Source organism: Mesorhizobium australicum, assembly GCF_900177325.1.
Classification (GTDB): Bacteria; Pseudomonadota; Alphaproteobacteria; order Rhizobiales; family Rhizobiaceae; genus Mesorhizobium_A; species Mesorhizobium_A australicum_A.
The window spans coordinates 630,136-654,814 of record NZ_FXBL01000004.1 but is presented as its reverse complement, the minus strand read 5'-3'; the positions used below and the strand labels follow the sequence as shown (position 1 = coordinate 654,814).

Sequence of the window (24,679 nt, the reverse complement as noted above, 5' to 3'; positions counted from 1 at the left end):
GCCGTCAATCCGACAGGCCGCGGCCTTCGATCGGCCAGAGGGCCTCCAGCCGATCGCCACGCACCAGATGGATCACGTCGTGGAGATTCGCAGTCGGGTCGCAGTGCGGAACAGTGCATTCGATGCGGGTGCCGACGGGTGGAACGGCAATACCCTCATGCGGCACGAGCTTGCCGAACTCGTCGCCGACCCAGGCGATGGTACCGATCTCCCGGCCGTCCAGGTAGGCGCGAGGCTGCGGGCCGTCGATGGCGAAGCTCTTGCTGCCGGCGTCGGTAATGGCCTCCCCCATGGAATTGTGGGCAATGACGGTGACGGCGACATACATCGCGAAGTCGAAGACGGGTCCGTTTTCGCCGTGCAGGTCGACCGGCCGGTAGCCCTCGTCCATGAAGATGTAGGAGCCTGCCTGCACCTCCGTCAGCACCTTGTCCTCGAAGTCGAGCGTATGGCTGCCGGTGCCGCCGCCGGAGACGATCCGCGCGGCAAGGCCCGCATCCGCCAGCGCTGCGAGGATGGCTGAGAGCCGCTCGTTGGCGATGCGATTGGCGAGGCGGCGGGTATCGTTGTCATGCACATGCTGCACATGGCCTGCATAGGCCTGGACGCCGGCATAGCTCAGGCCGTCCTCGGCGGCTGTTGCACGGGCGAGCGCGACGACGGCGTCCGGCGTGGTGGCGCCGGTGCGGCCGAGGCCCGTGTCGCAGTCGACCAGCACGGCGATCGTCGTTTGTGCCGCACGCGCGGCCGCCCCGAAGTCGGCAACCAGTCCGATGCGGTCGACCACCACCGTGAGGTCGCAGCCCCGAGCCGCCGCCTGCGCCAGCCGCTCGATCTTGCGCTGGCTGGCCACCGGCGCCGTCAGCATCAGCGGCGTGACGCCGGCTTCGAACAGCGCCAGCAGCTCGCCCGATTTGGCGCAGGCGATGCCGATCGCGCCGGCGGCAAGCTGCGCCCTGGCGATGGTTGCGCATTTGTGGGTCTTGGCGTGGGGGCGCAAAGCAGTTCCCGCCTCTTTTGCCAGCGCGGCCAGGGTCGCGACATTCCGTTCGAAGGCAGTGGCGTCGAGAAGAAGTGCGGGCGTTTCCAGCGCGGCGCGGCTTCCCGCAACGCCCACAAGTTCGAGGTTCAGCGAGGCGACACCTCTGGTCATTCGGCATGTCTCCCGAGGCTATCCGTCCGCAAGGCCAGCGTGGCCGACGGGTCCACAGTCAACGAAATCGGATCGATCACCACGCCATAATCCCGCGCCGCGCCTTCGACCGACACCTTCTCCTCGATCACATCGGCCAGCACGCGCGCCGGCTCGCGTTCGAATGCCTCGCCGAAGCCGCCGCCACCCGCGCCGACCAGCCGGAATATATCACCGGCATGGGCCGTGAAAGCATGCATCGGCATCGCGGGCAGCATGCGTTGGCTACCGTCCGTCGCGAGAAGAATGTGCGCGGACGGGGCGCCGAACCTGCCGCCGTCGATGCCGAAGGGCGGATGGTCGCGACGGTCGCCACGCAGGTTGAAGAGGGTGTCCTGCCGGAAGCGGAATTCGCGGATGAAGGCTAGCCCGCCGCGATTACGCCCCGCTCCTCCCGAATCTGTGACGAAACCGTAACGCACGATCTCGACCGGCATCTCCGCCTCGATCATCTCGACCGGCTGGTTGGAGATGTTGGCGGCCGGGTTCGAAATGCCCTCGATGCCGTCGCGGTCGGCGCGGGCGCCCCAGGTGCCGACCAGCATCTCGTTGAGCACGAACTGCCGGCCCTGATAGGTGCCACCGGCCGCCATCAGGAACGGGCCTCCCTCCGATCCGCCGATCGCGCGCTCCGGCACCACCTTTGCCAGCGCCTGCATGATCGTGTCGAACACGCGGTAGCCGACGACGCCCCGTGCGCCGCAAGCTGCGGGAAACAGCGGGTTGAGCAGGCTGCCTTCCGGCGCGCGGACGGTGATCGGTTTCAGATAGCCGTCGCAATTGGGGATGTCGCGGCGCGACAGGCAGCGGATGGCGGTGAAGGCGGCGGATTCGGGCAGCGAGATCGGGCAGTTGATCGAGGCCGCCACCTGAGCGGACGTGCCGGTGAAGTCGATGTCGATGGTGTCGTCGGCGATGGTCACCGTGGCGCAGATGCGGATCGGGGTCGGGTTGTCGCCAAGACCGTCGAGATAGTCCTCGGCGACATAGACGCCGTTCGGCAGTTCGCGGATCGTCTCGCGCATCATCGCCTCGGCGTGGTCGTGCAGCGCCTCGACATAGACCGGGAAGTCGATCCCGTATCGGTCGACCAGCGCGAGCAGGCCCTTTTCGGCGGTGGCGCAGGCGGCGATCTGGGCCCGGAGGTCGCCCAGCACCTCGACCGGCTGTCGCGTGTTGGCTTCGATCAAGCCGAGCAGGGTCCGGTTGGGGCGGCCTGCCTCGTGCAGCTTCGCAAGCGGAATGCGAAGCCCTTCCTGCTGGATCTCGGTCGCGTAGATGGCGACGCTGCCCGGCACGATGCCGCCCAGGTCGGTATGGTGGGCAACCGTGCAGGCGTAGCCCGCCAGCGCGCCATCGTTGAAGATCGGCTTCAGCACATAGACGTCCGGCAGATGCTGCCCGCCCGACCCATAGGGGTCGTTGGTGATGAAGATGTCGCCCGGCGCCATGTCGTCGCCGAAGCGTTCCTTCAGGAACCGCATGACCCGCGGAAAGGAACAGAGCTGGATAGGCAGCGTCAGTCCCTGCGCGATGATACGGCCTTGCGGATCGCAGAGCCCGGTGGAGTAATCCATGATGTCGCGGACGACCGGCGAATAGGCGCTGCGCATGATGATCAGCGCCATTTCGTCGGCGATCGACGACAGACCGTTGCGAATGACTTCGAGCGTGATGGGGTCGACGCGGCTCATCGCGGGTTCACCTCGATCTCGATGTTGCCGACGGCATCGAGCCTGGCCGATGCGGTGGGGGGCACGACGCAGGTGCAGTCGTAGTCCTCGATGATGAAGGGCCCCGGGCGCAACGTCGGCCCGAGCATCTCGCGGCCTATCACGGGCGTCATGACAGGCTCGCGGTCGAAGATGACCGGCCGGTCCCGGCGCTCGAACCGGGGCGGCGGCGCAAAGCCGGCGATCTTCGACGCAGTCGGCACACGCACGTTCATCCGCACGTTGACGATCTGCACGGGGTCCTCCGTGGAGCGGTGGCCGTAGGTGCGCTCGTGCTCGCGATGGAACCCCTCGACCAGGGCGTCGATGTCGCCACCCTGTGTGTCACCGGCGATATTCAGCTCGTAGGCCTGGCCGAAATAGCGCAGGTCGGCGCTGAAGCGGAACTCGGCCAGCGTCGTGTCGTAGCCGTCGGCCGCCAGCGCCGCGATCGCGCGGGCGCGCAGTTCGGCTTCGAGGCAGGGCAGCCGGCCGGCATCGAGCCGGGCAGCGTCGGCCAGCAGCGGCTGGACGAATTCCTGCTCGACGTCCGAGCGCAACAGGCCGAAGCCGGAGAACACACCGGCTGCCAGCGGCACCACGATGCTGCGGATGCCGAGCGCGGCGGCGATGTCGGCCGCGACCACCGGGCCGTTGCCGCCGAAGGCAACCAGGGTGAAGTCGCGCGGATCGCGGCCGCGATAGGTCGACACCGCCTTGACGGCACGCGTCATGGTGGAGACCGCGAGCGTCAGCACACCGCGGGCAGTGGCCAGCAGATCCTGTCCGAGCGGATCGGCAATCTGGCTGCGCAGGGCAGCCCGGCCGGCCTCGGCATCGACCCGGATCGAGCCGCCGGCCAGCGTCACATCGTTGATGTAGCCCAGGGTGACGAACACATCCGTGAGCGTCGCGCGCGTGCCGCCCCGGCCGTAGCAGACCGGGCCCGGCATTGCGCCGGCACTTTCGGGGCCGACCGTGACGCGGCCCAGATTGTCGAGCGACACCAGGCTGCCGCCACCGGCGCCGATCTCCGAAACGTCGATGAAGGGCATCTTGATCGGATAGCCGCCACCCTTGACCAGTTTGCTGGACAGATTGATGCCGGCGCCCACCTCATATTCGTCTGTGCGCGCGGCCTCGCCATTCTCGATCAGCGCCGCCTTGGCGGTCGTGCCGCCCATGTCGAACGAGATGATGTTCGCGCCGCGGCCTTCACCACGGACGAGGCGCGCGCAGGCGATGACGCCTGCCGCAGGGCCGGACTCGACCAGCGAAGCGGCGCGCCTGACCGATGCGGCCAGCCGCATGATGCCGCCGCCGGAATGCATCATCTCGATCGGCGCCGTGATGCCGATCTCCGCCAGCCGGCCGGAAAGCGCATCGGCATAGTTGCGGATGACCGGACCGACATAGGCATTCACCACCGCCGTCGACGTCCGCTCATACTCGCGGATCTCGGGCAGGATTTCCGACCCCCGGCAGATGTAGACGTCGTCTCCCAGAACCTCGCGCAGGATCTGTTCCGTGCGGATTTCATGCGCGGCATTCGCGTAGGCGTGCAGGTAGCTGATCGCGACCGCTTCGACGCACTCGGCCCGGAGGCGCTCCGCGGCGCGGACCACGTCGTCCTCGTCGAGCGGGACGCGCACCTTGCCGTCGGGCCCGAGCCGCTCGCGCACCTCCAGCCGGAGCCTGCGCGGGACGAGAGGGGGCGGCTTGTCGTATTGCAGATCGTAGAGGACCGGGATTCGTAGCCGGCGCAGTTCCAGCACATCGCGGAAGCCTGCCGTGGTGATGAGGCCGGTCAGCGCGCCCTTGAATTCGAGGATCGTGTTGGTGGCGACGGTGGTTGCGTGCACGATGCCGCCGATCGCCAGCGGGTCGATACCGAGATCGCCGATCAAGGCGCCAAGGCCGTTCGCAATGCCGCGACTGTAGTCGTCCGGCGTGGAGGCGACCTTGCGGATTTCGACCGTGCCGGCGTCGTCGACCAGAGCGATGTCGGTGAAGGTGCCGCCTATGTCGATGCCGATGCGGAACGTGGGGCGTGTCATGCGTCTAGCTCTTCATGCGGAGAAGGGACAGGCGCGTTGAGGCGCCGCTTGCCTGTCTGGGTTGGAGCGTTGGTCATCAGTTCAGCGCGGCAGGCAGCCACAGCGCCAGTTGGGGATAGACGATCAGCAGCCCCATCAACGCCACCATCGCCAGGACAAAGGGCATCGCGCCCCAGGCGGTCTCGCTGATGCGGCCGGTGCGTCTGATGCCCTGGATGACGAACAGGTTGATACCCACCGGAGGCAGGATCATCCCGGCCTGCATCAGCACCACCAGCATGATCCCGAACCAGACCCCGTCGAAGCCGGCCGCGAACACCACGGGCGCAATGACGGGAACCGTCGAGATCATCATCGCCATCTCGTCCATGAAGGCGCCGAGGATGAGATAGAACACGATGACCGCGATCATCAGGCCGAGCGGCGGCAGGTCGTAGGCCGTCACTAGATGGACGATCGCCGTAGTCAGCCCGACTGCGGTCATCACGAAATTGAGGAAGAAGGCGGCGACCACGATCAGCATGATCATGCCGGTCGTCTTCATCGTGTTCTCGACGGCGCTGACGAACATGGCGACGCTGAACCGGCCGCGGACCAGCGTCAGCAACAGCGCCGCGACGACGCCCAGCGCGGCCGATTCGGTGGCGGTGGCCCAGCCGATATAGATCGAGCCGATCACCACGACGAAAATGAACAAGGGCGGCAGGAATTCGCCGAGCAACGCTGCCCGTTCGGGCCAGCTGACACGGACGTTTCGTCCGCCAAGGCTCGGACGGAGGGTGCAGGCGAGCGCCACAAACGCCATGAACATCAGCGCCAGCAGGATGCCCGGGACGATGCCTGCCAGATAGAGCCGCGGGATCGACGTGTTGGTGATGAGACCGTAGACGATCAGGTTGATCGAGGGCGGGATCAGGATGCCCAGCGTTCCGCCGGCCGCCAGCGTGCCGAGGAACAGGGAGGGGTTGTAGCCGTATTTGGTCATCTGCGGCATCGCCGTGGTGCCGACCGTCGCCGCGGTCGCCACGCTCGAGCCGCACATGGACGCGAAGAGCGCCGACGAGCCGATATTGGCATGCATGAGGCCGCCGGGCATCCAGGACAGCCAGGCGGCGACCGCGGCATACATGCGGTCGGCGATGCCTGAACGCAGAAGGATTTCGCCGAGCAGCACGAAGAGCGGGATCGACACCATCAGGAAGCCGGTGGAGGAGCTCCACGCCACCTCGCCCATGGCCCGCGTCAGCGGCAGGACGCTGTAGAACTCCGACAGACCCATGCCGACCAGGCCGAGGCCGATGGCGATCGGCAGGCCGAGCGCCAAGAGGACAATCATCGCGCCGACGGCGAAACCGATCATGGCAGCGCGGCCTTCTGGTCGGCATTGCGGTGAGCGGTATCCGCGATCTCTGCGGACAGTTCCTGCTGGATGTCGGGAGCCCCCGCCAGCTTTCCGATCTGCTTCCAGTCGCCGCGCACCAGAGCCATCAGGCAGCAGGCGAGCAGAACGACCGCGACCAGTAGAAACCACCCCAACCCCGCAAGCCACAGCGCCTGCGGCACCGCCTTGGGGATCGCCAGCGAACTCTGCGAGGATGCGCCGAAGCGCAGGCTGGTGATCAGGACCTCGGTGGCGAAGTAAACCAGCGTCGACATGAACAGGACGGTGCCTGCCAGGCTGGCGATGTCGAGCAATGCCCGCCCCTTCTCGCCGAACCAGGCGTAGACCGTGTCGATGCGGACATGGGCCTTGTCCAGCAGAACCGCGCCGAAACTCCATGCGCTCCCCACAGCAAGCGCGAAGCCCGCCAGCTCGTCGACCCCGCCCAGCGAATGGCTGAAGACCTGTCGCATCACGATCTCGATGACGATCAAGCCGGCGGCGATGACGATAAGGAAGCCGCCGGCCAGCAGCACGAACCGGGAGACGGCGCGCAATCCGCTCAGCGGCACCGGGCTGGTCGGAGCGTTGCGCGCCGTCATGGTCACTGGGCCTTGGCGGTGAAGCCGAGCGTCTTGCCGACCGTCTCGTTCCAGTCGGTAACGCAGGCCTCGCCGCAGCGGCCCGCCCAGCGCGGCAGGATCGTCTCGGTCACCATGCCGGCGAGCAGCGCCTTGTCGGCGTCGGTGACCTCGACCAGCTTCATGTTGGCCTTGATGCCCTTGGTGCACTCGCCGATGCCGGTGTTGCAGTTGACGCCCTGTTCGGCCGCGGCCGCGACATGCGACCACATCTCCGCTTCCAGCTTGGCGAACTGCTCCGTCAGAAATGCCTTGGTCGGTTCGTCGAGAGCATTCCAGGTGTCGATGTTGATGGCGCTGAAGTAGGGCGCCCAGCCGAGCACGAGCGGGAAGAGGTGGTCGGTAACCTCCCACCATTTGGCGCTGTTGCCGGGCCCGGTGCCGGTCACGCCGCAATCGGCGGTGCCGTTCTGCAGCGCCGGCACCACTTCGGCGAAGGAGAGGTTGACCGGGGTGCCGCCAACGGCCTCGACGAAGTCGGCGAGCGTCTGGTTGAAGGTGCGGATCTTCTTGCCCTTGAGATCGGCGACACCCTTGATCTCGCCCTTGCAGAACAGGACCTGCGGCGGCGAAGGCCACATCATCAGCAGATGGGCGTTGAAGTTCTCCTGCATGTTCTTGTCGATGACGGGGCGGTAGGCGTCGACCGCCTTGCGCATTGTGTCGATGTCGAGGATGGCGCCGGAAAGGTCGAGCCCGTCATAGAGCTTGAAATCGCCGGCGACGAAGCTGACGGGGCCGGTGACGATGTCGGCGATCTTCAGCCGCAGCAGGCGCAGGGTCTCGTCGCCCTTGAGACCGAGCGTGTCTAGGCTGTTGAAATCGGCGGTGATCTTGCCGCCGGACAGTTCGCCGATCCTGGTCTGCCAGAACGGCTGTTCGACGGCGGTCGTCATGGTGACGTTGCTCCAGCCGCCGATGACTTTCAATCGAAGTTCCTGGAGGTCCTGCGCCTGCGCCGCCGCCATGCCCGCGGCGGTCAGTGCGAGGGATAGGAATGCCGAAGTGATCTTCTTCATTGTTGTTCCCCTTGCTGGCCCGCTGCCGGTGGCAACGGCTGATTGGAGGCTACACAGGTCAGGTGATTACTTCTAATTGATTTCGTGCCCTGCGATGATAGGCTGATGCTATCATGCGGCTTACCCTCGCGCAGATCGAGACCTTCTACTGGATCGCCCGGCTGGGCTCTTTCCACGCCGCAGCACGCCAGCTCTGCGTGACACAGCCATCCGTTTCGGGCCGGATCCGCGAACTGGAGCGCGACCTCGACTGCACCCTGTTCGACCGCACCGGCGGACGCGCCCGTCTGACCAAGGCCGGCAAGTCGATCCAGCGGCAGGCCGAGCAGATGCTCTCGCTGGCGCGCGAGATCCATGACGAGACGAGCTCGAGCAAGTTGAGGGGCCTGTTGCGCCTCGGCGTCGTGGAGACGGTCGCGCATATCGCGCTTCCGGGCCTGATCCGCCAGCTCAACGAGACCCGGCCGAAACTGCGCATCGAGCTGGCGGTCGATGTCGGCGCCATGCTTCTCAAGCAACTGGACGAACGGCAGCTGGATGTAGCGATCACAACCGATGCGATCGCCTCGGAAGGCATCACCGTCTATCCGATGGGCGAGGTCGATCTCGCCTGGGTCGGTCCCGCCTCGCATCCTTTGGCAGGGAAGACGCTGACGCCCGCCGATCTGATCGATGAAGCGATCTTCACCCAGCCCGAAATCTCGACCATCGGCCGGACGATCCGCGAATGGTTCGACGCGGGCCAGTGCAAGCCGCAGTCGCTGAGCGGATGCAATTCGCTGTCCGTCACGAGCGAACTGGTGGCGGCCGGCCTCGGCTTTGCCGTGATGACGCCGGCCATCGTGCGCGACGACATCGCGGACCGCGTGCTGAGGTTTGAAGCCAGCCCTCCCATTCCGGCCCGCACGCTGTCCGTCGCAGCGCTCACCGAGACCTGGTCGGGCGATGTCGAGTTCATCGCGCAGTTCGTGGCCGACAAGTTTCGGGCGGAATGTGCGCTTCGTTGACCCGCCCGGTCTCGACCTCTTCGCGAACGGTCGAGCAGCAACGGCATTGTCGACGCCGATGGGACGGTTATGTTGATCAAGGGGCAGGTCGGCTTTCTCGACCGTGATCCCCTGCTTGCATCACCCGGGCGACCTATGTTCGTTCCGTGGTTGCTGGCATCTGAGGAGGGCTGACCATGGAAACCCACGCACCGCTCTCGCTTCATGTCCCGGAGCCCGAGGTCCGTCCGGGCGATACGCCCGATTTTTCGAGCGTGAAGATTCCGAAGGCCGGCTCGGTGCCGCGGCCGCCGGTGGATGTCGATCCCCGGGAGATACGCGATCACGCGTTCTCGATCATCCGCGTCCTCAATCGCGACGGCGAGGCGGTGGGGCCCTGGGCGGGGTCGTTGACGCCGGACGAGCTGATGGCCGGGCTGCGGCACATGATGACCCTGCGCGCCTTCGACGCGCGGATGCTGACCGCGCAACGGCAGGGCAAGACGTCCTTCTACATGCAGCACATGGGCGAGGAGGCGGTGTCGTGCGCCTTCCGCATGGCGATGGCGCCCGGCGACATGAACTTCCCGACCTACCGCCAGGCCGGCCTGCTGATCGCCGGCGGCTACCCCATGGTCGACATGATGAACCAGATCTTCTCGAACGAGGCCGATCCGATCAAGGGCAGGCAGCTGCCGGTGATGTATTCGTCACGCGAGCACGGCTTCTTCTCGATCTCGGGCAATCTCGGCACGCAGTTCATCCAGGCCGTCGGCTGGGCCATGGCCTCGGCGATCAGCGGCGACACACGCATCGCCGCCGGCTGGATCGGCGACGGCTCGACCGCCGAGAGCGATTTCCACGCGGCGCTCGTCTTTGCCTCGACCTATCGGGCGCCGGTGGTCCTCAACATCGTCAACAACCAGTGGGCGATCTCGACCTTCCAGGGAATCGCACGCGGCGGCGCGGGCACGTTCGCGGCCCGTGGCCTCGGCTTCGGCATCCCTTCGCTCAGGGTGGACGGCAACGACTATTTGGCAGTCCATGCGGTCGCGACATGGGCCGCGGAGCGCGCCCGCCGTGGGCTCGGCCCGACGCTGATCGAGCATGTGACCTATCGGGTCGGCGCGCACTCGACGTCAGATGACCCCTCGGCCTATCGGCCGAAGACCGAGTCCGACGCCTGGCCGCTCGGCGACCCGGTGATCCGCCTGAAGAGCCATCTCATCCGGCTCGGCGTCTGGTCCGACGAGCGCCATACCCAGATGGAGGCCGAGATCTCCGACGAGGTGATCGCCGCGCAGAGGGAAGCCGAGCGCCACGGCACGCTGCACGCCGGCGGGAAGCCCTCCGTGCGCGACATCTTCGAGGACGTCTATGCCGAAATGCCGCCGCACCTGCGTCGGCAGCGCCAGCAGGCGGGGGTCTGAACCATGCCGCGCATGACGATGATCGAGGCCATCCGCTCCGCCATGGACGTGTCGATGGAGCGCGACGAGAAGGTGGTCGTGTTCGGCGAGGACGTCGGCTTCTTCGGCGGCGTGTTCCGGTGCACCGCCGGCCTGCAGAAGAAATACGGCACGTCGCGCTGCTTCGACACGCCGATCTCCGAACTCGGCATCGTCGGTGTGGCCGTGGGCATGGCCGCCTACGGCCTGCGGCCGTGCGTCGAGATCCAGTTCGCCGACTATGTCTATCCGGCGTATGACCAGATCGTGTCCGAGGCCGCGCGGCTGCGCTACCGTTCGGCCGGCCAGTTTACCTGCCCGATCGTCATCCGCATGCCGACCGGCGGCGGCATCTTCGGCGGCCAGACCCATAGCCAGAGCCCCGAGGCCCTGTTTACCCACGTCGCGGGGCTGAAGGTCGTGGTGCCGTCCAACCCGGTTGACGCAAAAGGCCTGCTGATCGCGGCGATCGAGGATCCGGATCCGGTGATCTTCCTCGAACCGAAGCGGCTCTATAACGGCCCGTTCGACGGGCATCACGACCGCCCGGTCACTGCCTGGTCCAAACATGCGCTGGGCGAGGTAGCCGAGGGGCACTTCACCGTGCCGCTCGGCAAGGCCGAGGTGCGGCGGGAAGGATCTGCCGTGACCGTGCTTGCCTATGGCACGATGGTGCATGTGGCGCTGGCCGCAGCGGAGGAGAAAGGCATCGACGCCGAGATCATCGATCTCCGAACCCTCATTCCGCTCGACCTGGATGCGATCGTGGCGTCGGTGAAGAAGACCGGTCGCTGCGTCATCGTCCACGAGGCGACGCTCACGTCCGGCTTCGGGGCGGAGCTTGCCGCGCTGGTGCAGGAGCACTGCTTCTATCATCTCGAAGCGCCGATCCAGCGCGTGACCGGCTGGGACACGCCCTATCCGCACGCCCTGGAGTGGGACTATTTCCCGGGACCGGCGCGGATCGGCGAGGCGCTTTCCGCCGCGATGGAGGCCTGACCATGCCCGAACATGTCATCAAGCTGCCGGACGTCGGCGAGGGGATCGCGGAGGCCGAACTTGTCGAGTGGCACGTCAAGGTGGGCGACGTCGTCCACGAGGATATGGTGCTGGCCGCGGTGATGACCGACAAGGCGACGGTCGAAATCCCGTCGCCGGTCGAAGGCGTCGTCACCTGGCTCGGCGCCGAGGTCGGGCAGTCCGTGCCGATCGGATCGCCGATCGTGAAGATCGGCCTCGGGGGAGACGCGGCCGTCTCGGGCGGCGACGTTTCGGCAAAGGAATCGGCGGTCCCAGCGATAGCCAAGGCCACGGAGACGGCCGCCCCGCCGCCGGCTCGCCGGCCGGCTGAGGCAAAGGACAACTCGTCGGCAGGTGCTGCCGCGCCGCAGGCCCGCGCCCACCCTTCGGCGCCGGCAGGCCCGCCGCGAGCGGCCGGCGAGAAGCCCGTCGCCTCGCCAGCGGTGCGCCTGCGCGCGAAGGAGGCCGGGATCGATCTGCGGCAGGTGGCTGGCACCGGCCCCGCCGGCCGCATCACGCATGAAGACCTCGACGCCTTCGCGCGGGGCGGCGCGGCGACGGCGGCTACGCCCGGCCTGTCGCGCCGGGACGGGGTGGAGGAGATCAAGGTGGTCGGCCTGCGCCGGCGGATCGCCGAGAAGATGGTAGTCGCCAAATCCCGCATTCCGCACATCACCTATATCGAGGAGATCGACGTTACCGCGCTGGAGGATCTGCGCGCCAAGCTGAACGGCGATAAGAAGCCGGATCGGCCGAAGCTCACGCTGCTGCCGTTCCTGATGCGCGCCATGGTCAAGGCGATCGGCGAGCAGCCGGCTCTCAACGCCACCTTCGACGACGAGGCGGGCGTCATCCACCGCCATGCGGCGATCCATATCGGCATCGCGACGCAGACCCCGAACGGCCTCGTGGTGCCCGTCGTGCGCCATGCGGAGGCACGCAGCCTGTTCGACTGCGCGGCGGAGGCCGCCCGCCTGGCGGAGGCGGCGCGCAGCGGTGCGGCCACGCGCGAGGATCTCGGAGGCTCGACGATCACGATCACGTCGCTCGGCGCGATGGGCGGCGTCGCCACAACTCCGGTCATCAACCATCCCGAAGTGGCGATCGTCGGCGTCAACAAGATCATGGTCCGCCCCATCTGGGACGGCTCGCAATTCGTGCCGCGCAAGATGATGAACTTGTCCTCGTCCTTCGATCATCGGGTGATCGATGGCTGGGACGCCGCCGTCTTCGTGCAGCGGATCAAGGCGCTGCTCGAAACGCCGGCGCTGATGTTCGTGGAGGGCTGACATGAAGGAGATGACCTGCAAGCTGCTCGTCATCGGCGCCGGCCCCGGCGGCTATGTCTGCGCCATCCGCGCCGGGCAGCTGGGCATCGACACGGTGATCGTCGAGAAGGCCCGGCCTGGCGGCACATGCCTCAATGTCGGCTGCATTCCCTCGAAGGCGCTGATCCATGCCGCGGACGAGTTTCACAAGATCGTCGGCATGGCCGGCGGCAAGGACCCGCTCGGAATAAGTCTGGCCAAGCCCGCGATCGACCTGAAGCAGACGGTCGGGTGGAAGGACGGCATCGTCGGCAGGCTCACCACCGGCGTCGCCCGGCTGATGAAGAAGGCCGGGGTCAAGTCGGTGCACGGCACGGCGCTGTTCCGCGATGGCAAGACGGTGGTGGTCGAGACGGAGACGGGCGAGCAGCTGATCCGCGCCGAGCAGGTGGTGATCGCCACCGGCTCGACACCGGTGGAACTTCCCTTCCTGCCGTTCGGGGGCCTGGTCATGTCCTCGACCGAGGCGCTCGCGCTTGAGACGGTGCCGAAGGGTCTCGCCGTCATCGGCGGAGGCTATATCGGCCTCGAGCTCGGCACGGCCTTCGCGAAGCTCGGAAGCCGCGTCACCGTGGTCGAGGCGGCCTCCCGCATCCTGCCGAACTGGGACGCCGACCTGACGCGACCGGTGATGAAGCGGCTGGACGGTCTCGGCATCGCGGTCCTGACCGAGACCAAGGCGCGGCGGATGACCAGCGAAGGTGATGCCCTGCTGGTCGAGCGAGCCGACGGCTCGGAGGAGAGGATCGCGTGTGACAAGGTGCTCGTCACCGTCGGGCGCAAGCCGCTGGTGGAGGGTTGGGGGCTGGAGGAGATCGACCTCGACCGCGACGGTCCCTTCATCCGCATCGACGAGCAGTGCCGCACCTCGATGCGCGGCGTCTTCGCGATCGGCGACGTGACCGGCGAACCGATGCTTGCCCACCGGGCGATGGCGCAGGGCGAGATGGTCGCCGAAATCGTCGCAGGCCATCGCCGCAGCTGGGACAAGCGGGCGATCCCCGCGGTCTGCTTCACCGATCCAGAAATCGTTTCCGTCGGCCTCTCTCCGGACGAGGCGCGCGCGGTCGCAGGAGAGATCAAGCTCGGCCAGTTCCCGTTCGTCGCCAACGGCCGTGCCATGACGCTGCAATCCGAAGAGGGCTTCGTCCGCGTGGTCGCGCGCGCGGACAACCATCTCGTGCTCGGGATCCAGGCCGTCGGCGCAGGCGTCTCGGAACTCTCGGCGGCTTTCGGGCTGGCGATCGAAATGGGCGCCCGGCTCGAAGACATCGCCGGCACGATCCACGCCCATCCGACGCTGGGCGAGGCAAGCCAGGAAGCCGCCCTCAAGGCCCTCGGACAGGCGCTGCATATCTGACCAGTCGGGTCTTGCGCCAAGGCCGCCCTTCGGACAGAGGGCCGGACGCCGGGGCACATCCGTCCGGCCTGGGAGAGGAGATCGAAGCGATGATGCGTGATCAATCAGACAGTGACGTCTGCGTGGTGACCGGAGGCGGCAGGGGCATCGGCAAGGCGGTCGTCGACCGCTTCAGGCTGGGAGGAGCGACCGTGCACAGCGTCGATCTCGGCTTTCCGTCCGGTGGGCCGGACGACGGAGTCGTGCGGCACGAATGCGACATCACCGACCTCGCCGCCGTCGAGCGGCTGGCCGGCGCAATCGGCAAAGTCGACGTGCTCGTCAACAACGCCGCGGCGGTGACGCGGGCCGTGCCGATCACCGAGCTGACGCCCGAGGAGTGGCAGAAGACCATGTCGGTGAACATCACCGGTACATTCAACGTCACGCGCTCCTTCCTCCCCGCTATGCGCAAGGGAGGGCGGATCGTCAATCTCGCCTCGACCTTCGCCCATGTCGGCTCGCCGGGCCGCGTTGCCTATTCCACCACCAAGGGCGCCATGCTCGCCTTTACCCGCAGCCTCGCGCTCGACTGCGCGCCGCTCGGCATCCGGGTCAACTCCGTCTCGCCCGGCGGCATCGCCACCGACAGGCTGGTGGAGCTGTTCGGATCGCAGCAGGCAGCGGAGGACTACCTCGCCCCGCTGCACCCGATCGGGCGCACCGGCACACCGGCCGACATCGCCGACGCCATCTGGTTCCTCGCCTCGCCGGGCGCGAGCTTCATGACCGGTGCGGACCTCTTGGTCGACGGAGGCTATACCGCCCAGTGAGGCGGAATTCGTCTTGCCATTTTTTCGAACGATCGTTAGAAATCCTTCCTGCCGCAGCCGATGTGGCAGGGAGGAACCATGGCGAAATACAATCTGATCGCGCTCACCAATGCTGTCGCGGGCCGCGACGACGAGTTCAACGACTGGTACACCAACGTCCATCTGGCCGACGTGCTGAAGCTGCCCGGCGTGATCGCCGCGCAGCGCTACCACATGAGCGGCACGCAGCACCGTCCCGGGCCGTTCGACTATGGCTACATGGCGGTCTACGAGATCGAGATCGACAATATCCGCGACACACTGGACGAATTGAAGGCCGTGTCGGGCACGGACAGGATGCCGCTCTCGCCTGCCCTGCAGGACAAGCGCATGGTCTGGATCATGGAGCCGATCACAGGCCGCGTCGAACGACCGAAGGGATAGAGCATGTCCATCACACCCGGAGGCGCGCTGGCGGGCCTGCGCGTCATCGACCTGACGCAGATGCTGGCCGGTCCCTATTGCACCATGCTGCTCGCCGACCAGGGCGCCGACGTCGTCAAGATCGAACCGATCGAGGGCGACCCTACCCGGCATTTCGGCCCGTTCCGGGCGGACGACAAGCACCATCATTTCGGCGGCTACTTTCAGTCGACCAACCGCAACAAGAAGAGCATCGGGCTGGACCTCAAATCGCCGGAGGGCAAGGCGTTGCTGCGGCGGCTGGTGAAGGACGCGGACGTCGTCGTCGAGAACTTCCGCGCCGGCGTCATGGATCGCCTCGGCATCGGCTATGAGAGCCTCGCGGCCGAAAACCCGCGCCTCGTCTATGCGGCGATCCGCGGCTTCGGCGATCCGCGCACCGGCGCCAGCCCCTATGTCGACCGGCCCGCCTTCGACGTGGTCGCGCAGGCGATGGGCGGCGCGATGGGCATCACCGGTCCCGACGCCGTGACGCCGATGAAGATCGGCCCCGGCATCGGCGACATCTTCCCGGCCGCGCTGTCGGCCTTCGGCATCATGGCCGCCGTCCACCACGCGCAACGCACCGGCCAGGGCCAGTTCGTCGACGTGGCGATGTATGACGGCATCCTCGCCATGTGCGAGCGGCTGGTTTATCAATATTCCTACACCGGCAAGTCGCCCGTGCCGGAAGGCAACCAGCATCCGATCCTCTGCCCCTTCGGCGTCTTTCCGTGCAAGGACGGCATGGTCACGATCGGCTGCCCGCGCGACTCGTTCTGGCGCGAACTGGCCGACGCGATGGGTCGGCCGGAACTCGCCAGCGACCCGAAATTCCTGACCAACAACGACCGGCTCGCCCATGCCTCCGAGACCGTGGCGATCGTGGAGGAATGGACGCGCGGCCTGACCAAGGCGGAGATTGCGGCGGCGCTGGACGGCCGCGTGCCGTTCGGGCCGGTCAACACCGCCGCCGACATCTATGCCGATCCGCACGTCGCCGCGCGGCAGATGCTGGTCGAGGTCGAACATCCCGGCTCCGCGAAGCCCGTCACCATAGCCTCGACGCCGATCCGCATGACGGCGACGCCCGGCGGCGTCGGCCGACGCGCGCCGATGACCGGCGAGGACACGGACGAGGTTCTGGCCGCGCTCGGCCTCGGCGCCGGCGAGATCGCGGAGCTGAAGGCACGGAAGGTCGTCGCCTGAGATCAGGCGACCAGTCGGGTGCTGGCAAAGACGGCTGGTCTCTCACTCCGTCATGCTTGGGCTTGTCCCAAGCATCTGCCTGCCCCCGGCCGGCTGGCGAAACCGTCGTCGCGCAATTGGAAATGCCGGCAGATCCTCGGCACAGGGCCGAGGATGACGTCGCGCGGGCGAAAGGTCGTTGCCTGACTACGGGCCGCCCTACTTGATGGGGGACCAGCCGGTCGGCTTCAGGATCATCGTCTCCATCTTCTGGATGAAGGGCGTCGTCTTCGGGCCGAAAGCGATCCAGGCTGGATCGGCGTAGAGCCGCGCCCGCTTCTCCTCGCGGTCGGCCATGCTCTCATAACCCCACATGGTGATGACCTGGTTGAGCGTGCCGATGTCGGAGACGAAGTAGCCGACGAGCGGCAGATACTTTGTATGGATCTCCAGCCCTTCCTTCTCGTAGAGCGCGAGGAACTCCTGCACCTTGCCGGGGTGGAATGTATACGTCCGCTTCTCGATGATCACGTCTCTCTCCCTTCGCGGTTCCGTCCGTTCTAGAACGGACCGGGATCAATTTCAAACGTATGTTAGAAAAAATTCTGGCCTTGCGGGAACCTGTGCTGTAGCGATGGCCGGGAATGACGCCGCCGGGCGGCGGGAGGAGGATCGATGATCGAGCGCACCCTGTTTTCGGAAGAGCACGAAATGTTCCGGGCGTCCGTCCGGCGTTTCATGGAAGAGCTCGCGCCCCACCACGAGGAGTGGGAGGAAAAGGGCGAGGTGCCCCGCTGGGCGTGGAAGAAGGCCGGCGAGAACGGCTTCCTCTGCGTGGCGATTCCGGAAGAATCCGGTGGCGTCGGCGCCGACAGGCGCTATTCCATCATCCTCATGGAGGAGCAGTACCGGCTGAACCTCACCGGCCTCGGCTTCGCGCTCCATTCCGACATCGTCGCGCCCTACATTGACCATTACGGCACGGCGGAACAGAAGCAGCGCTGGCTGCCGAAGATGACCTCGGGCGACTACATCGCCGGCATCGCCATGACCGAGCCCGGCGGCGGTTCGGACCTGCAGGCGATCCGCACCACCGCCATCCGCGACGGCAACCACTATGTAGTATCCGGCCAGAAGACCTTCATCACCAATGGGCAGACCGCCGACCTCTTCCTGGTCGCCTGCAAGACAGACCGGACGCAGGGCGCCAAGGGCATCAGCCTGATCGTCGTCGAGACCGACCGTCCCGGCTTCGAGCGCGGCCGACGCCTGAAGAAGCTCGGCACCAAGGCGCAGGACACGTCGGAACTGTTCTTCAACGAGGTGCGGGTACCGGTCTCGAACCTGATCGGCGAGGAGGGCAAGGGCTTCGGTTACATGATGAACGAGCTTGCCTGGGAGCGCATGCATGTCGGCATCCAGGCCGTCTCCTGCGTCGAGGCCGCACTCGACTGGACGATCGACTACACACGCAACCGCAAGGCGTTCGGCAAGGCGGTCATCGACTTCCAGAACTCGCGCTTCAAGCTCGCCGAGATGAAGACCGAGATCCAGGTCGGCCGTATCTTCCTCGACCGCTGCCTCGAACTGGTGCTGGAAGGCAAGCTCGACACCACGACCGCGGCGATGGTGAAGCTCTGGACCAGCGAGATGCAGGGCAAGGTGCTGGACGAACTGCTCCAGCTCCACGGCGGCTACGGCTTCATGTGGGAGTACCCCATCACCCGCGCCTTCGCCGACGCGCGCGTGCAGCGCATCTATGCCGGCACCAACGAGATCATGAAGGAACTGATCGGGCGGACGCTGTAGCGTCCGTCCCCGATCGCCGTTCAGGCCGGCAGCTCGCCCTTCCGCGCCTCGGCGAAGTCGCGCCAGCCAATGCCCTTGCGGCCGGTCACCTTCTCCACCGTGTCGAACACCGCGCCCGAAAGCGGCATCTCCCCGCGCTCGGTGACCGCCACGCCCTCGGCGAGGCTCGCAGCATAGACGGGCTCGGCGCCCTGCTTCTGCATGATCGGGAACAGGTCGGCAGCCGGGCGGGGACGATATTCCACCGGTCGGCCGGTGACATCGGACAGCACCGCCGCCACCTCGGCAAAGGTAAGCGCCTCGACGGCGAGCGGATAGGTCCTGCCGGCATGCGCGTCCGGCCGCTTCAGCGCCTCTGCGCCGACGGCGGCCATGTCCTTGGCGCAGACGAAGGAGACGCGCCGGTCGCCGACGAAATGCACGATGCGGTCGGGACGCTGGCGGAAGCCGTTCCAGACCGTGTCGATGAAGAAGTTCGGTCGCAGATGCGTCCAGGAGAAGCCCATCGCCTCGATGGTCCGTTCCACCATCTGGTGCCAGGCGAAATGCGCAAACGGCGTGTCGTCGGCCGCAAGAGCGCCGAGATGGACGATGTGGCGCACCCCCTCCGCCTTCGCCGCGTCGAGCAGCCGCTTGGAATGCACCAGCATGTCGACCGAGTAGCCGGTGATGAGGAAGACCGAATCCACCCCGCGCAGGGCCGGACGCAGCGTTGCGGGCGAATCGTAGTCGAGCGCCACCGGCGTCAGGCCCTTGCCCCGCAGCTTGCTCGCGCCGTCTTCGCTGCGGGCGGCGCCCAGGAGCTCGATGCGCCCCGCCTCCGCCTCGGGCCGCAGAAGCTCCATCGCCGCGCCGCCCACCGTCCCGGTCGCGCCGGTCACCAGAATCCTCATGCCTTCCTCCCGCATATCCGCTGTTCGCTACCGGCGCTTGACCGGAGAAAAATTCTAACAGATGTTCGTTTTCATAGCGGAGGAGGCCTGTCCATGTCCAGCGCGAACGGGTCCGGCCCGGCGGCAACGCCCGGCGCCGCCGAATATGCTTTGCTCGCCGCGGTCAGCCTCACCTGGGGCTCGTCCTACATGTTCACCAAGGTCGCCGTCTCCGCCATCCCGCCGCTCACGCTGATCGTGCTGCGCACCGGCATCGCCGCCCTCGTCATGTCGGCAATCCTCGCGTTCAGCGGTCGCATGACGAGGCTGTCGTGGCGCGACATCGGCGTATTCGCACTCATCGGACTGACGGTGAACGCGGCGACACTCTGTCTGATCGCGATCTCCGTCTCCTTCGTCGATTCGTCCGTCACCGCGACCACCATGGCGCTCGTGCCGCTGATCACCGCCGTCCTTGCCGTCTTCCGCGGCGACTATCCGACGTCTCGCAACATTCTGGGCATCGCGGTCGGGCTGGCCGGTATCGTCGTCCTGTTCGGGCCACAGGCCCTGATGGGCTTGGGCGACAGCGCCATGGGGGCTGTCGCGGCGATCTCGGCTTCGATGATCTTCGCCTCGTCGCTGTTCGTGTCCGGCCTCGTGCGCAGGCACCATCCTCTCCTCGTCGCGACGGCGTCACTGGTTTCCGCCGCCCTGTGGACGCTTCCGGTTGCCCTTATCTCTGACGGGCTTCCGTCCGCCATTCCCGGATCGCAGGTGATCGGCGCTGTCGTCGTCCTCGCCTTGCTCAACACGGCGGCCGCCAGCCTGCTGGTCTTCGCCCTTGTCGGCCGCACGGGCCCCGCATTCACGGCGCTGAACAATTATCTCGTGCCGGCCGTGGCCGTCGCCTGCGGGTCCGTGTTCCTCGGCGAGGCGTTCACCGTCCAGAAGGCGGCCGGCGTCGCGCTGGTGCTGGCCGGGGTGGCGATCTCCTCGATGCGCCGCAAACCCGGTGTCGTCGCGCCGGCGCCGTCTCCCTGAGGAAAAGCTTACACGTGTTCGATTCCGCACTTGCATCACTTTCGAACGAATGTTAGGTTTTGACTATCGGCAACCGCATGGGTGTTGCCGGAACAATCGAAGGGCCGTTCAGGCCTCGGACGGCAGGGCGGACCGCACCCTCGCCGGACAATCAGGAGGAAGCGGGTCATGCGCCGTCTTGAAGGAAAACTCGCCGTCGTCACAGGCGCGGCCAATGGTATCGGCCGCGCTTCCGCGCTCCGCTTCGCCACGGAAGGCGCGAACCTCGCGATCATGGATCTTGAGGCCGGCGGGCTGGAGAAGGTCGCCGAGGAAGCCCGAGCCGGCGGCGCGAAGGTGCTCGCCATCGCCGGCGACTGCACCAAGGAAGAGTTTATCGCCCCCTCCTTCAAGCGCATCTACGACGAGTTCGGCTTCGTCGACGTGCTGATGAACAATGTCGGGCAGAGCGCGCGCGAGCGGGCGTCCGAGTTCTACAAGTCCGAGCCAGAGGTCTGGCGCTTCGTCATCGACATCACGCTGTTCTCCACGCTCACCGCCTCCCGCCAGGTCGTGCCATCGATGCGTGAGGCCGGTCGCGGCAAGATCGTCAACGTCGCCTCCAATGCCGGCATGGCCGGCGAGGTCGGCATCGCCGAATACGCCGCCGCCAAGATGGGCGTCATCGGCTTCACCCGTTCGCTCGCCCGCGAGCTCGCGCCATTCAAGGTGAACGTCAACGCGGTCTGCCCGGGCGTCACCAAGACCCGCGTCATCGAGCGCATCCCCGAGGACATCCTTGAGAAAATCCGCGCCCAGATCCCGCTCGGCTATTTCGCCGAACCGGAGGACATCGCGGCGGCTGCGGCGTTCCTCGCCAGCGACGATGCCCGTTACATGACCGGCCAGTCCGTCGTCGTCGACGGCGGCCGCTGGATGATCTGATGCCGTTGGCATCGCCCCGCAAAAACCTCGACAGACTATCCGGAAGGTAACCGAGACGATGGCTGGAATGCTGGAGAACAAGGTGGCGCTGGTCACGGGCGCCGGACGCGGCATCGGCCGCGAGATGGCGCTGATGATGGCGGCGCACGGCGCCAAGGTCGTCGTCAACGACCCGGGCGTTTCGCTTGAAGGCAAGGACGAGACCGACGGCCCGGCCAACGAGGTCGTGCGCGACATCAAGGCCGCCGGCGGCGACGCGGTTGCGGACTACGGCAGCGTGTCGGACTCAGCGTCCGCCAAGGCGATGGTGACCCGCGCTATGGACACGTTCGGCAAGATCGATGTGGTCGTGAACAATGCCGGCATCCTGCGCGACGTGATCTTCCACAAGATGACAGACGAGGACTGGGACTCGGTCATCAAGGTGCATCTCTACGGCAGCTACTATGTCAGCCGCGCCGCCGCCGAGCACTTCCGCAAGCAGGAGAGCGGCACCTTCGTCCACATGACCTCGACCTCCGGCCTCGTCGGCAATCCCGGTCAGGCGAACTATTCGGCGGCGAAGATGGGCATCATCGGCCTGTCGAAGTCGCTGGCGCTGGACATGGCCAAGTTCAACGTCCGCTCCAACTGCATCTCGCCGTTCGCCTGGAGCCGCATGATCGGCTCGATCCCCAACACGCCGGACCAGGAAGAGCGCCTCAAGAGCCTGCGCATGCTCACCCCCGACAAGATCGCGCCGGTGGCTGTGTTCCTCGCCAGCGACGACTCGAAGGAGGTCAACGGCCAGATCTTCGCCGTGCGCGGCAACGAGGTCTTCCTGATGAGCCAGCCGCGCCCGCTACGCTCGGTGCATCGTTCTGAAGGCTGGACGCCGGAGACCCTGCGCGACCACATGCTGCCAACGCTGAAGCCCTCCTTCATCCCCCTGCACATGTCGCGCGACGTGTTCTCCTGGACGCCGGTCTGATCCATGAGCGCCTATCGCCGTTATGACGACGTCGCCATCGGCGACGTCTTCCCCGATCGGCCGCTGACGTTCCGGATCAGCCCGGAGACCGTCGACGGTTTCCTGTCGGCGACGGGCAATGACGGTCCGCTCTATCGCGACCGCGACGGGGAGCGTCGGGCGCCTTCGATGATCGCCTCGGTCTACCTGATCGATCTCCTGAGCGCCCGCGGCAGTCCGCCCGGCGGCATCCACGCCAAGCAGTCGATCCGCTTCCACCGCCCGATCACGGTCGGCGAGAAGCTCGCGATCCAGGGCAGGGTCGTCGAGAAATATGTCCGCAAGGAGCGGCCCTACGTCGTGTCTGATTTCGAGGCGCGGGGCGACGACGGTTCCCTGGTGTCGTCCGGCCGCGTCACTTCGATTTGGGGCAAAGACCAATGAGTTCCGCATCGCCCGCCCTCGCGCGACGGCCCTCGCATGACGTCCGACCGGGCGATACGCTGCCGTTGCTCACCCGCACCGTGACGCAGGAGATGATCAACGCCTATGCCGAGGCCTCCGGCGACTTCAATCCGATCCATGTCGATCCCGAATATTCGAAGTCCGGTCCCTTCGGCCGGCCCATCGCGCATGGACTGATGACGCTGGCCTTCGTCGCCCAGATGCTCAATGAGTGGAGCGATGGCCGGTTCGATGCCTCTGGCGAGGTCGACATCGCCTTTGTCGGGCCAGTCTTCGCAGACGACACGGTCGAGGTCAGCGGCACGGTGGAGGACGTCGTCGAGCGCGACGGCGTCGTATGCGCCCGGGTGAAGCTGGCGTGCCGGGCCGGCGAACGGCAAATCCTGGCGGGCCATGCCCTCCAGCCAATCGAGAACGGGAAGTCCTGAGCATGGCGCGCGAAGCGGTGATCGTTGGGGTCGGAGACGTCCCCCTGAAGGATGGCAAGGTGGTCGGCGGCGGCTCGGTGCTGCAGGTCCAGGCCCGTGCGGCCAAGGCCGCGCTCGACGATGCGCGCATCCCGATGCGAGATGTCGACGGCCTGCTGGTCGCGGGCCTGTGGGGCGTTCCCGGTCCCGGCCAGCTTCCCTCGGTCACGCTCGGCGAATATCTCGGCATCCACCCCCGCTTCGCCGACACGACCAATATCGGCGGCTCGGCCTTCGAGGCGCATGTCGCGCATGCCGCGATGGCGATCGAGAAGGGCTATTGCGACGTCGCGCTCATCGTCTACGGCTCGACGCAGAAGAGCGAGCGCAGCCGCGCGCTCGGCGGCCGTCCGTCCGTCCTTACCATGCAGTTCGAGAACGTCTGGGGCATTCCCCAGCCGGTCGGCGGCTATGCCCTCGCCGCCCGCCGCCACATGCACGAGTTCGGCACCAAGGAAGAGCAGCTTGCCGAGATCGCCGTGGCGACCCGCAAATGGGCCTCCCTCAACCCGGCGGCCACCATGCGCGATCCGATCACGATCGACGACGTGATGAATTCGACCAAGGTGTCCGATCCGCTGAAGTTGCTCGACTGCTGCCTTGTCACCGACGGTGCGGGCGCCATCGTGATGACGACGGCGGAGAACGCCAGGGCGCATGGCGCGAAGATGACGCATATCCGCGGCTACGGCGAAGCGCATACGCACTGGTCGATCGGCGCGATGCCTGATCTGGCGCGGCTGACGGCGGCGGAAATGTCGTCGCAGCGCGCCTTCCAGATGGCAGGTGTCAGCCACGACGCGATCGACCTGGTGGAGTGCTACGATTCGTTCACGATCACCGTCCTGATGACGCTGGAGGCGCTCGGCTTCTGCAAGCGTGGCGAGGGCGGCCAGTTCGTCATGAACCAGCGCACCGCACCGGGCGGCGCCTTCCCGCTCAACACCAATGGCGGCGGCCTCTCCTACTGCCATCCCGGCATGTACGGCATCTTCCTGCTGGTCGAAGCGGTGCGGCAGCTGCGCGGCGAGGCGGGCGAGCGGCAGGTGAAGAAGGTCGACACCGCCCTCGTCCATGGCACCGGCGGCACCCTGTCGTCGGGCGCGACGGTCATTCTGGCGAACAGCTGAGGCGATCACGATGAGCGAGACCCAAGCCTACGAGAAGCCGCAGCCGGTCATCGATCCGGGCACCAAGCCGTTCTGGGACGCCGCGCGCGAGCATCGGCTGTCGATCCCGCGCTGCCGCTCCTGCGGCAAGCACCACTTCTACCCGCGCGAGCTCTGCCCGCACTGCCATTCCGACGACATCGAATGGACTGACGCCAGCGGCAAGGGCGAGATCTATTCCTACACGATCGCGCGCAAGCCGGCAGGTCCGGTCTTCGCGTCCGACGTGCCCTACGTCATCGCGATGATCGCGCTCGACGAGGGTCCGCGCATGCTGACCAACATCATCGCGAAGGACGTCGAGCAGGTCCGCATCGGCGACCGCGTGACGGTCAGGTTCGACGACGTGACGCCCGAGCTCACCCTGCCGAAATTCACGCTCGACAAGGACTGAG

Annotated in this window: 24 protein-coding genes; 16 read left to right on the top strand and 8 right to left on the bottom strand. The window is 66.6% G+C overall.

Translation table 11 applies throughout. From position 1 onward, the window contains the following. Positions 1-4: 4 nt before the first annotated feature. The 6 genes from B9Z03_RS05535 to B9Z03_RS05510 form a co-directional block, all read right to left on the bottom strand. On the bottom strand, positions 5-1,153 hold the full coding sequence (locus tag B9Z03_RS05535) for an alanine racemase (protein WP_085463273.1): 1,149 nt from the start codon (positions 1,151-1,153) through the stop codon (positions 5-7). After that, complete coding sequence (locus B9Z03_RS05530) at positions 1,150-2,886, bottom strand: hydantoinase B/oxoprolinase family protein (protein WP_085463272.1); 1,737 nt, start codon at positions 2,884-2,886, stop codon at positions 1,150-1,152. Before B9Z03_RS05530 ends, B9Z03_RS05535 begins: the two co-directional genes overlap by 4 nt. After that, positions 2,883-4,961: a hydantoinase/oxoprolinase family protein gene (locus B9Z03_RS05525; RefSeq protein WP_085463271.1), complete on the bottom strand. Its 2,079-nt coding sequence runs from the start codon at positions 4,959-4,961 to the stop codon at positions 2,883-2,885. The genes B9Z03_RS05530 and B9Z03_RS05525 overlap by 4 nt, the downstream gene beginning before the upstream one ends. 76 nt (positions 4,962-5,037) lie before the next feature. After that, positions 5,038-6,321, bottom strand: a complete 1,284-nt coding sequence (locus B9Z03_RS05520) for a TRAP transporter large permease (RefSeq protein WP_085463270.1) — start codon at positions 6,319-6,321, stop codon at positions 5,038-5,040. Next, positions 6,318-6,944 (bottom strand): TRAP transporter small permease subunit, encoded by a 627-nt coding sequence (locus B9Z03_RS05515; protein ID WP_085463269.1) that lies wholly within the window; start codon positions 6,942-6,944, stop codon positions 6,318-6,320. The genes B9Z03_RS05520 and B9Z03_RS05515 overlap by 4 nt, the downstream gene beginning before the upstream one ends. A gap of 2 nt (positions 6,945-6,946) precedes the next feature. Further along, a complete protein-coding gene (locus tag B9Z03_RS05510) occupies positions 6,947-8,002 on the bottom strand; it encodes a TRAP transporter substrate-binding protein (RefSeq protein WP_085463268.1) in 1,056 nt (351 codons plus the stop codon). 113 nt (positions 8,003-8,115) lie between these two features. Between B9Z03_RS05510 and B9Z03_RS05505 the strand changes: the two genes are divergently transcribed. The 8 genes from B9Z03_RS05505 (at position 8,116) to B9Z03_RS05470 (ending at position 16,606) form a co-directional block, all read left to right on the top strand. Beyond that, a complete protein-coding gene (locus B9Z03_RS05505; RefSeq protein WP_085463267.1) occupies positions 8,116-9,009 on the top strand; it encodes a LysR family transcriptional regulator in 894 nt (297 codons plus the stop codon). A 176-nt stretch (positions 9,010-9,185) separates the two neighbouring features. After that, on the top strand, positions 9,186-10,418 hold the full coding sequence (locus tag B9Z03_RS05500; protein WP_085463266.1) for a 3-methyl-2-oxobutanoate dehydrogenase (2-methylpropanoyl-transferring) subunit alpha: 1,233 nt from the start codon (positions 9,186-9,188) through the stop codon (positions 10,416-10,418). A 3-nt stretch (positions 10,419-10,421) separates the two neighbouring features. Beyond that, positions 10,422-11,435 (top strand): alpha-ketoacid dehydrogenase subunit beta, encoded by a 1,014-nt coding sequence (locus tag B9Z03_RS05495; protein WP_085463265.1) that lies wholly within the window; start codon positions 10,422-10,424, stop codon positions 11,433-11,435. A 2-nt stretch (positions 11,436-11,437) separates the two neighbouring features. Continuing rightward, positions 11,438-12,745 (top strand): dihydrolipoamide acetyltransferase family protein, encoded by a 1,308-nt coding sequence (locus B9Z03_RS05490; protein ID WP_085463264.1) that lies wholly within the window; start codon positions 11,438-11,440, stop codon positions 12,743-12,745. 1 nt (position 12,746) lies between these two features. Next, positions 12,747-14,144 carry a dihydrolipoyl dehydrogenase gene (gene lpdA, locus B9Z03_RS05485; protein ID WP_085463263.1) on the top strand — a complete coding sequence of 466 codons (1,398 nt, stop codon included), beginning with the start codon at positions 12,747-12,749 and terminating at the stop codon, positions 14,142-14,144. Positions 14,145-14,236: 92 nt separating this feature from the next. Beyond that, a complete protein-coding gene (locus B9Z03_RS05480; RefSeq protein WP_210191346.1) occupies positions 14,237-14,956 on the top strand; it encodes an SDR family NAD(P)-dependent oxidoreductase in 720 nt (239 codons plus the stop codon). Positions 14,957-15,034: 78 nt separating this feature from the next. Then, on the top strand, positions 15,035-15,379 hold the full coding sequence (locus B9Z03_RS05475; RefSeq protein ID WP_085463261.1) for a DUF4286 family protein: 345 nt from the start codon (positions 15,035-15,037) through the stop codon (positions 15,377-15,379). Positions 15,380-15,382: 3 nt separating this feature from the next. Next, positions 15,383-16,606, top strand: coding sequence for a CaiB/BaiF CoA transferase family protein (locus tag B9Z03_RS05470; protein WP_085463260.1), 1,224 nt, complete (start codon positions 15,383-15,385; stop codon positions 16,604-16,606). 198 nt (positions 16,607-16,804) lie between these two features. On the opposite strand, the gene B9Z03_RS05465 is transcribed toward B9Z03_RS05470, so the two are convergent. Beyond that, positions 16,805-17,116: an NIPSNAP family protein gene (locus B9Z03_RS05465; protein WP_085463259.1), complete on the bottom strand. Its 312-nt coding sequence runs from the start codon at positions 17,114-17,116 to the stop codon at positions 16,805-16,807. 144 nt (positions 17,117-17,260) lie between these two features. Here B9Z03_RS05465 and B9Z03_RS05460 point away from each other — a divergent pair, with 144 nt between their 5' ends. Next, positions 17,261-18,394 (top strand): acyl-CoA dehydrogenase family protein, encoded by a 1,134-nt coding sequence (locus tag B9Z03_RS05460; RefSeq protein WP_085463258.1) that lies wholly within the window; start codon positions 17,261-17,263, stop codon positions 18,392-18,394. 20 nt (positions 18,395-18,414) lie between these two features. Here B9Z03_RS05460 and B9Z03_RS05455 read toward each other — a convergent pair whose 3' ends face one another. After that, positions 18,415-19,287: an NmrA family NAD(P)-binding protein gene (locus B9Z03_RS05455; protein ID WP_176247442.1), complete on the bottom strand. Its 873-nt coding sequence runs from the start codon at positions 19,285-19,287 to the stop codon at positions 18,415-18,417. A gap of 93 nt (positions 19,288-19,380) precedes the next feature. Between B9Z03_RS05455 and B9Z03_RS05450 the strand changes: the two genes are divergently transcribed. The 7 genes from B9Z03_RS05450 to B9Z03_RS05420 all read left to right on the top strand — a co-directional run bounded on the left by B9Z03_RS05450 (position 19,381) and on the right by B9Z03_RS05420 (position 24,678). After that, entirely contained in the window at positions 19,381-20,310 is a 930-nt protein-coding gene (locus B9Z03_RS05450) for a DMT family transporter (protein WP_085463256.1), read from the top strand. 168 nt (positions 20,311-20,478) lie between these two features. Next, the gene (locus B9Z03_RS05445; RefSeq protein ID WP_085463255.1) at positions 20,479-21,234 is read left to right on the top strand and encodes an SDR family NAD(P)-dependent oxidoreductase; all 756 of its coding nucleotides are present in this window, start codon (positions 20,479-20,481) and stop codon (positions 21,232-21,234) included. Between the two features lie 58 nt (positions 21,235-21,292). Next, a complete protein-coding gene (locus B9Z03_RS05440) occupies positions 21,293-22,204 on the top strand; it encodes an SDR family oxidoreductase (RefSeq protein ID WP_085463254.1) in 912 nt (303 codons plus the stop codon). Between the two features lie 3 nt (positions 22,205-22,207). Then, a complete protein-coding gene (locus B9Z03_RS05435; protein ID WP_085463253.1) occupies positions 22,208-22,627 on the top strand; it encodes a MaoC family dehydratase in 420 nt (139 codons plus the stop codon). Beyond that, positions 22,624-23,076 carry a MaoC family dehydratase gene (locus B9Z03_RS05430; protein ID WP_085463252.1) on the top strand — a complete coding sequence of 151 codons (453 nt, stop codon included), beginning with the start codon at positions 22,624-22,626 and terminating at the stop codon, positions 23,074-23,076. Before B9Z03_RS05435 ends, B9Z03_RS05430 begins: the two co-directional genes overlap by 4 nt. A gap of 2 nt (positions 23,077-23,078) precedes the next feature. Beyond that, complete coding sequence (locus tag B9Z03_RS05425) at positions 23,079-24,245, top strand: acetyl-CoA acetyltransferase (protein WP_085463251.1); 1,167 nt, start codon at positions 23,079-23,081, stop codon at positions 24,243-24,245. 10 nt (positions 24,246-24,255) lie between these two features. Beyond that, positions 24,256-24,678, top strand: coding sequence for a Zn-ribbon domain-containing OB-fold protein (locus tag B9Z03_RS05420; protein ID WP_085463250.1), 423 nt, complete (start codon positions 24,256-24,258; stop codon positions 24,676-24,678). Position 24,679 lies beyond the last annotated feature (1 nt).

Coding starts and splice junctions, on each gene's coding strand:
- B9Z03_RS05525 (WP_085463271.1), bottom strand. CDS start 4,961: ATGACACGCCCCACGTTCCGCATCGGCATCGACATAGGCGGCACCTTC.
- B9Z03_RS05510 (WP_085463268.1), bottom strand. CDS start 8,002: ATGAAGAAGATCACTTCGGCATTCCTATCCCTCGCACTGACCGCCGCG.
- B9Z03_RS05455 (WP_176247442.1), bottom strand. CDS start 19,287: ATGAGGATTCTGGTGACCGGCGCGACCGGGACGGTGGGCGGCGCGGCG.
- B9Z03_RS05530 (WP_085463272.1), bottom strand. CDS start 2,886: ATGAGCCGCGTCGACCCCATCACGCTCGAAGTCATTCGCAACGGTCTG.
- B9Z03_RS05430 (WP_085463252.1), top strand. CDS start 22,624: ATGAGTTCCGCATCGCCCGCCCTCGCGCGACGGCCCTCGCATGACGTC.
- B9Z03_RS05515 (WP_085463269.1), bottom strand. CDS start 6,944: ATGACGGCGCGCAACGCTCCGACCAGCCCGGTGCCGCTGAGCGGATTG.
- B9Z03_RS05460 (WP_085463258.1), top strand. CDS start 17,261: ATGATCGAGCGCACCCTGTTTTCGGAAGAGCACGAAATGTTCCGGGCG.
- B9Z03_RS05450 (WP_085463256.1), top strand. CDS start 19,381: ATGTCCAGCGCGAACGGGTCCGGCCCGGCGGCAACGCCCGGCGCCGCC.
- B9Z03_RS05470 (WP_085463260.1), top strand. CDS start 15,383: ATGTCCATCACACCCGGAGGCGCGCTGGCGGGCCTGCGCGTCATCGAC.
- B9Z03_RS05480 (WP_210191346.1), top strand. CDS start 14,237: ATGCGTGATCAATCAGACAGTGACGTCTGCGTGGTGACCGGAGGCGGC.
- B9Z03_RS05445 (WP_085463255.1), top strand. CDS start 20,479: ATGCGCCGTCTTGAAGGAAAACTCGCCGTCGTCACAGGCGCGGCCAAT.
- B9Z03_RS05535 (WP_085463273.1), bottom strand. CDS start 1,153: ATGACCAGAGGTGTCGCCTCGCTGAACCTCGAACTTGTGGGCGTTGCG.
- B9Z03_RS05475 (WP_085463261.1), top strand. CDS start 15,035: ATGGCGAAATACAATCTGATCGCGCTCACCAATGCTGTCGCGGGCCGC.
- B9Z03_RS05505 (WP_085463267.1), top strand. CDS start 8,116: ATGCGGCTTACCCTCGCGCAGATCGAGACCTTCTACTGGATCGCCCGG.
- lpdA (WP_085463263.1), top strand. CDS start 12,747: ATGAAGGAGATGACCTGCAAGCTGCTCGTCATCGGCGCCGGCCCCGGC.
- B9Z03_RS05425 (WP_085463251.1), top strand. CDS start 23,079: ATGGCGCGCGAAGCGGTGATCGTTGGGGTCGGAGACGTCCCCCTGAAG.
- B9Z03_RS05520 (WP_085463270.1), bottom strand. CDS start 6,321: ATGATCGGTTTCGCCGTCGGCGCGATGATTGTCCTCTTGGCGCTCGGC.
- B9Z03_RS05440 (WP_085463254.1), top strand. CDS start 21,293: ATGGCTGGAATGCTGGAGAACAAGGTGGCGCTGGTCACGGGCGCCGGA.
- B9Z03_RS05420 (WP_085463250.1), top strand. CDS start 24,256: ATGAGCGAGACCCAAGCCTACGAGAAGCCGCAGCCGGTCATCGATCCG.
- B9Z03_RS05490 (WP_085463264.1), top strand. CDS start 11,438: ATGCCCGAACATGTCATCAAGCTGCCGGACGTCGGCGAGGGGATCGCG.
- B9Z03_RS05435 (WP_085463253.1), top strand. CDS start 22,208: ATGAGCGCCTATCGCCGTTATGACGACGTCGCCATCGGCGACGTCTTC.
- B9Z03_RS05500 (WP_085463266.1), top strand. CDS start 9,186: ATGGAAACCCACGCACCGCTCTCGCTTCATGTCCCGGAGCCCGAGGTC.
- B9Z03_RS05495 (WP_085463265.1), top strand. CDS start 10,422: ATGCCGCGCATGACGATGATCGAGGCCATCCGCTCCGCCATGGACGTG.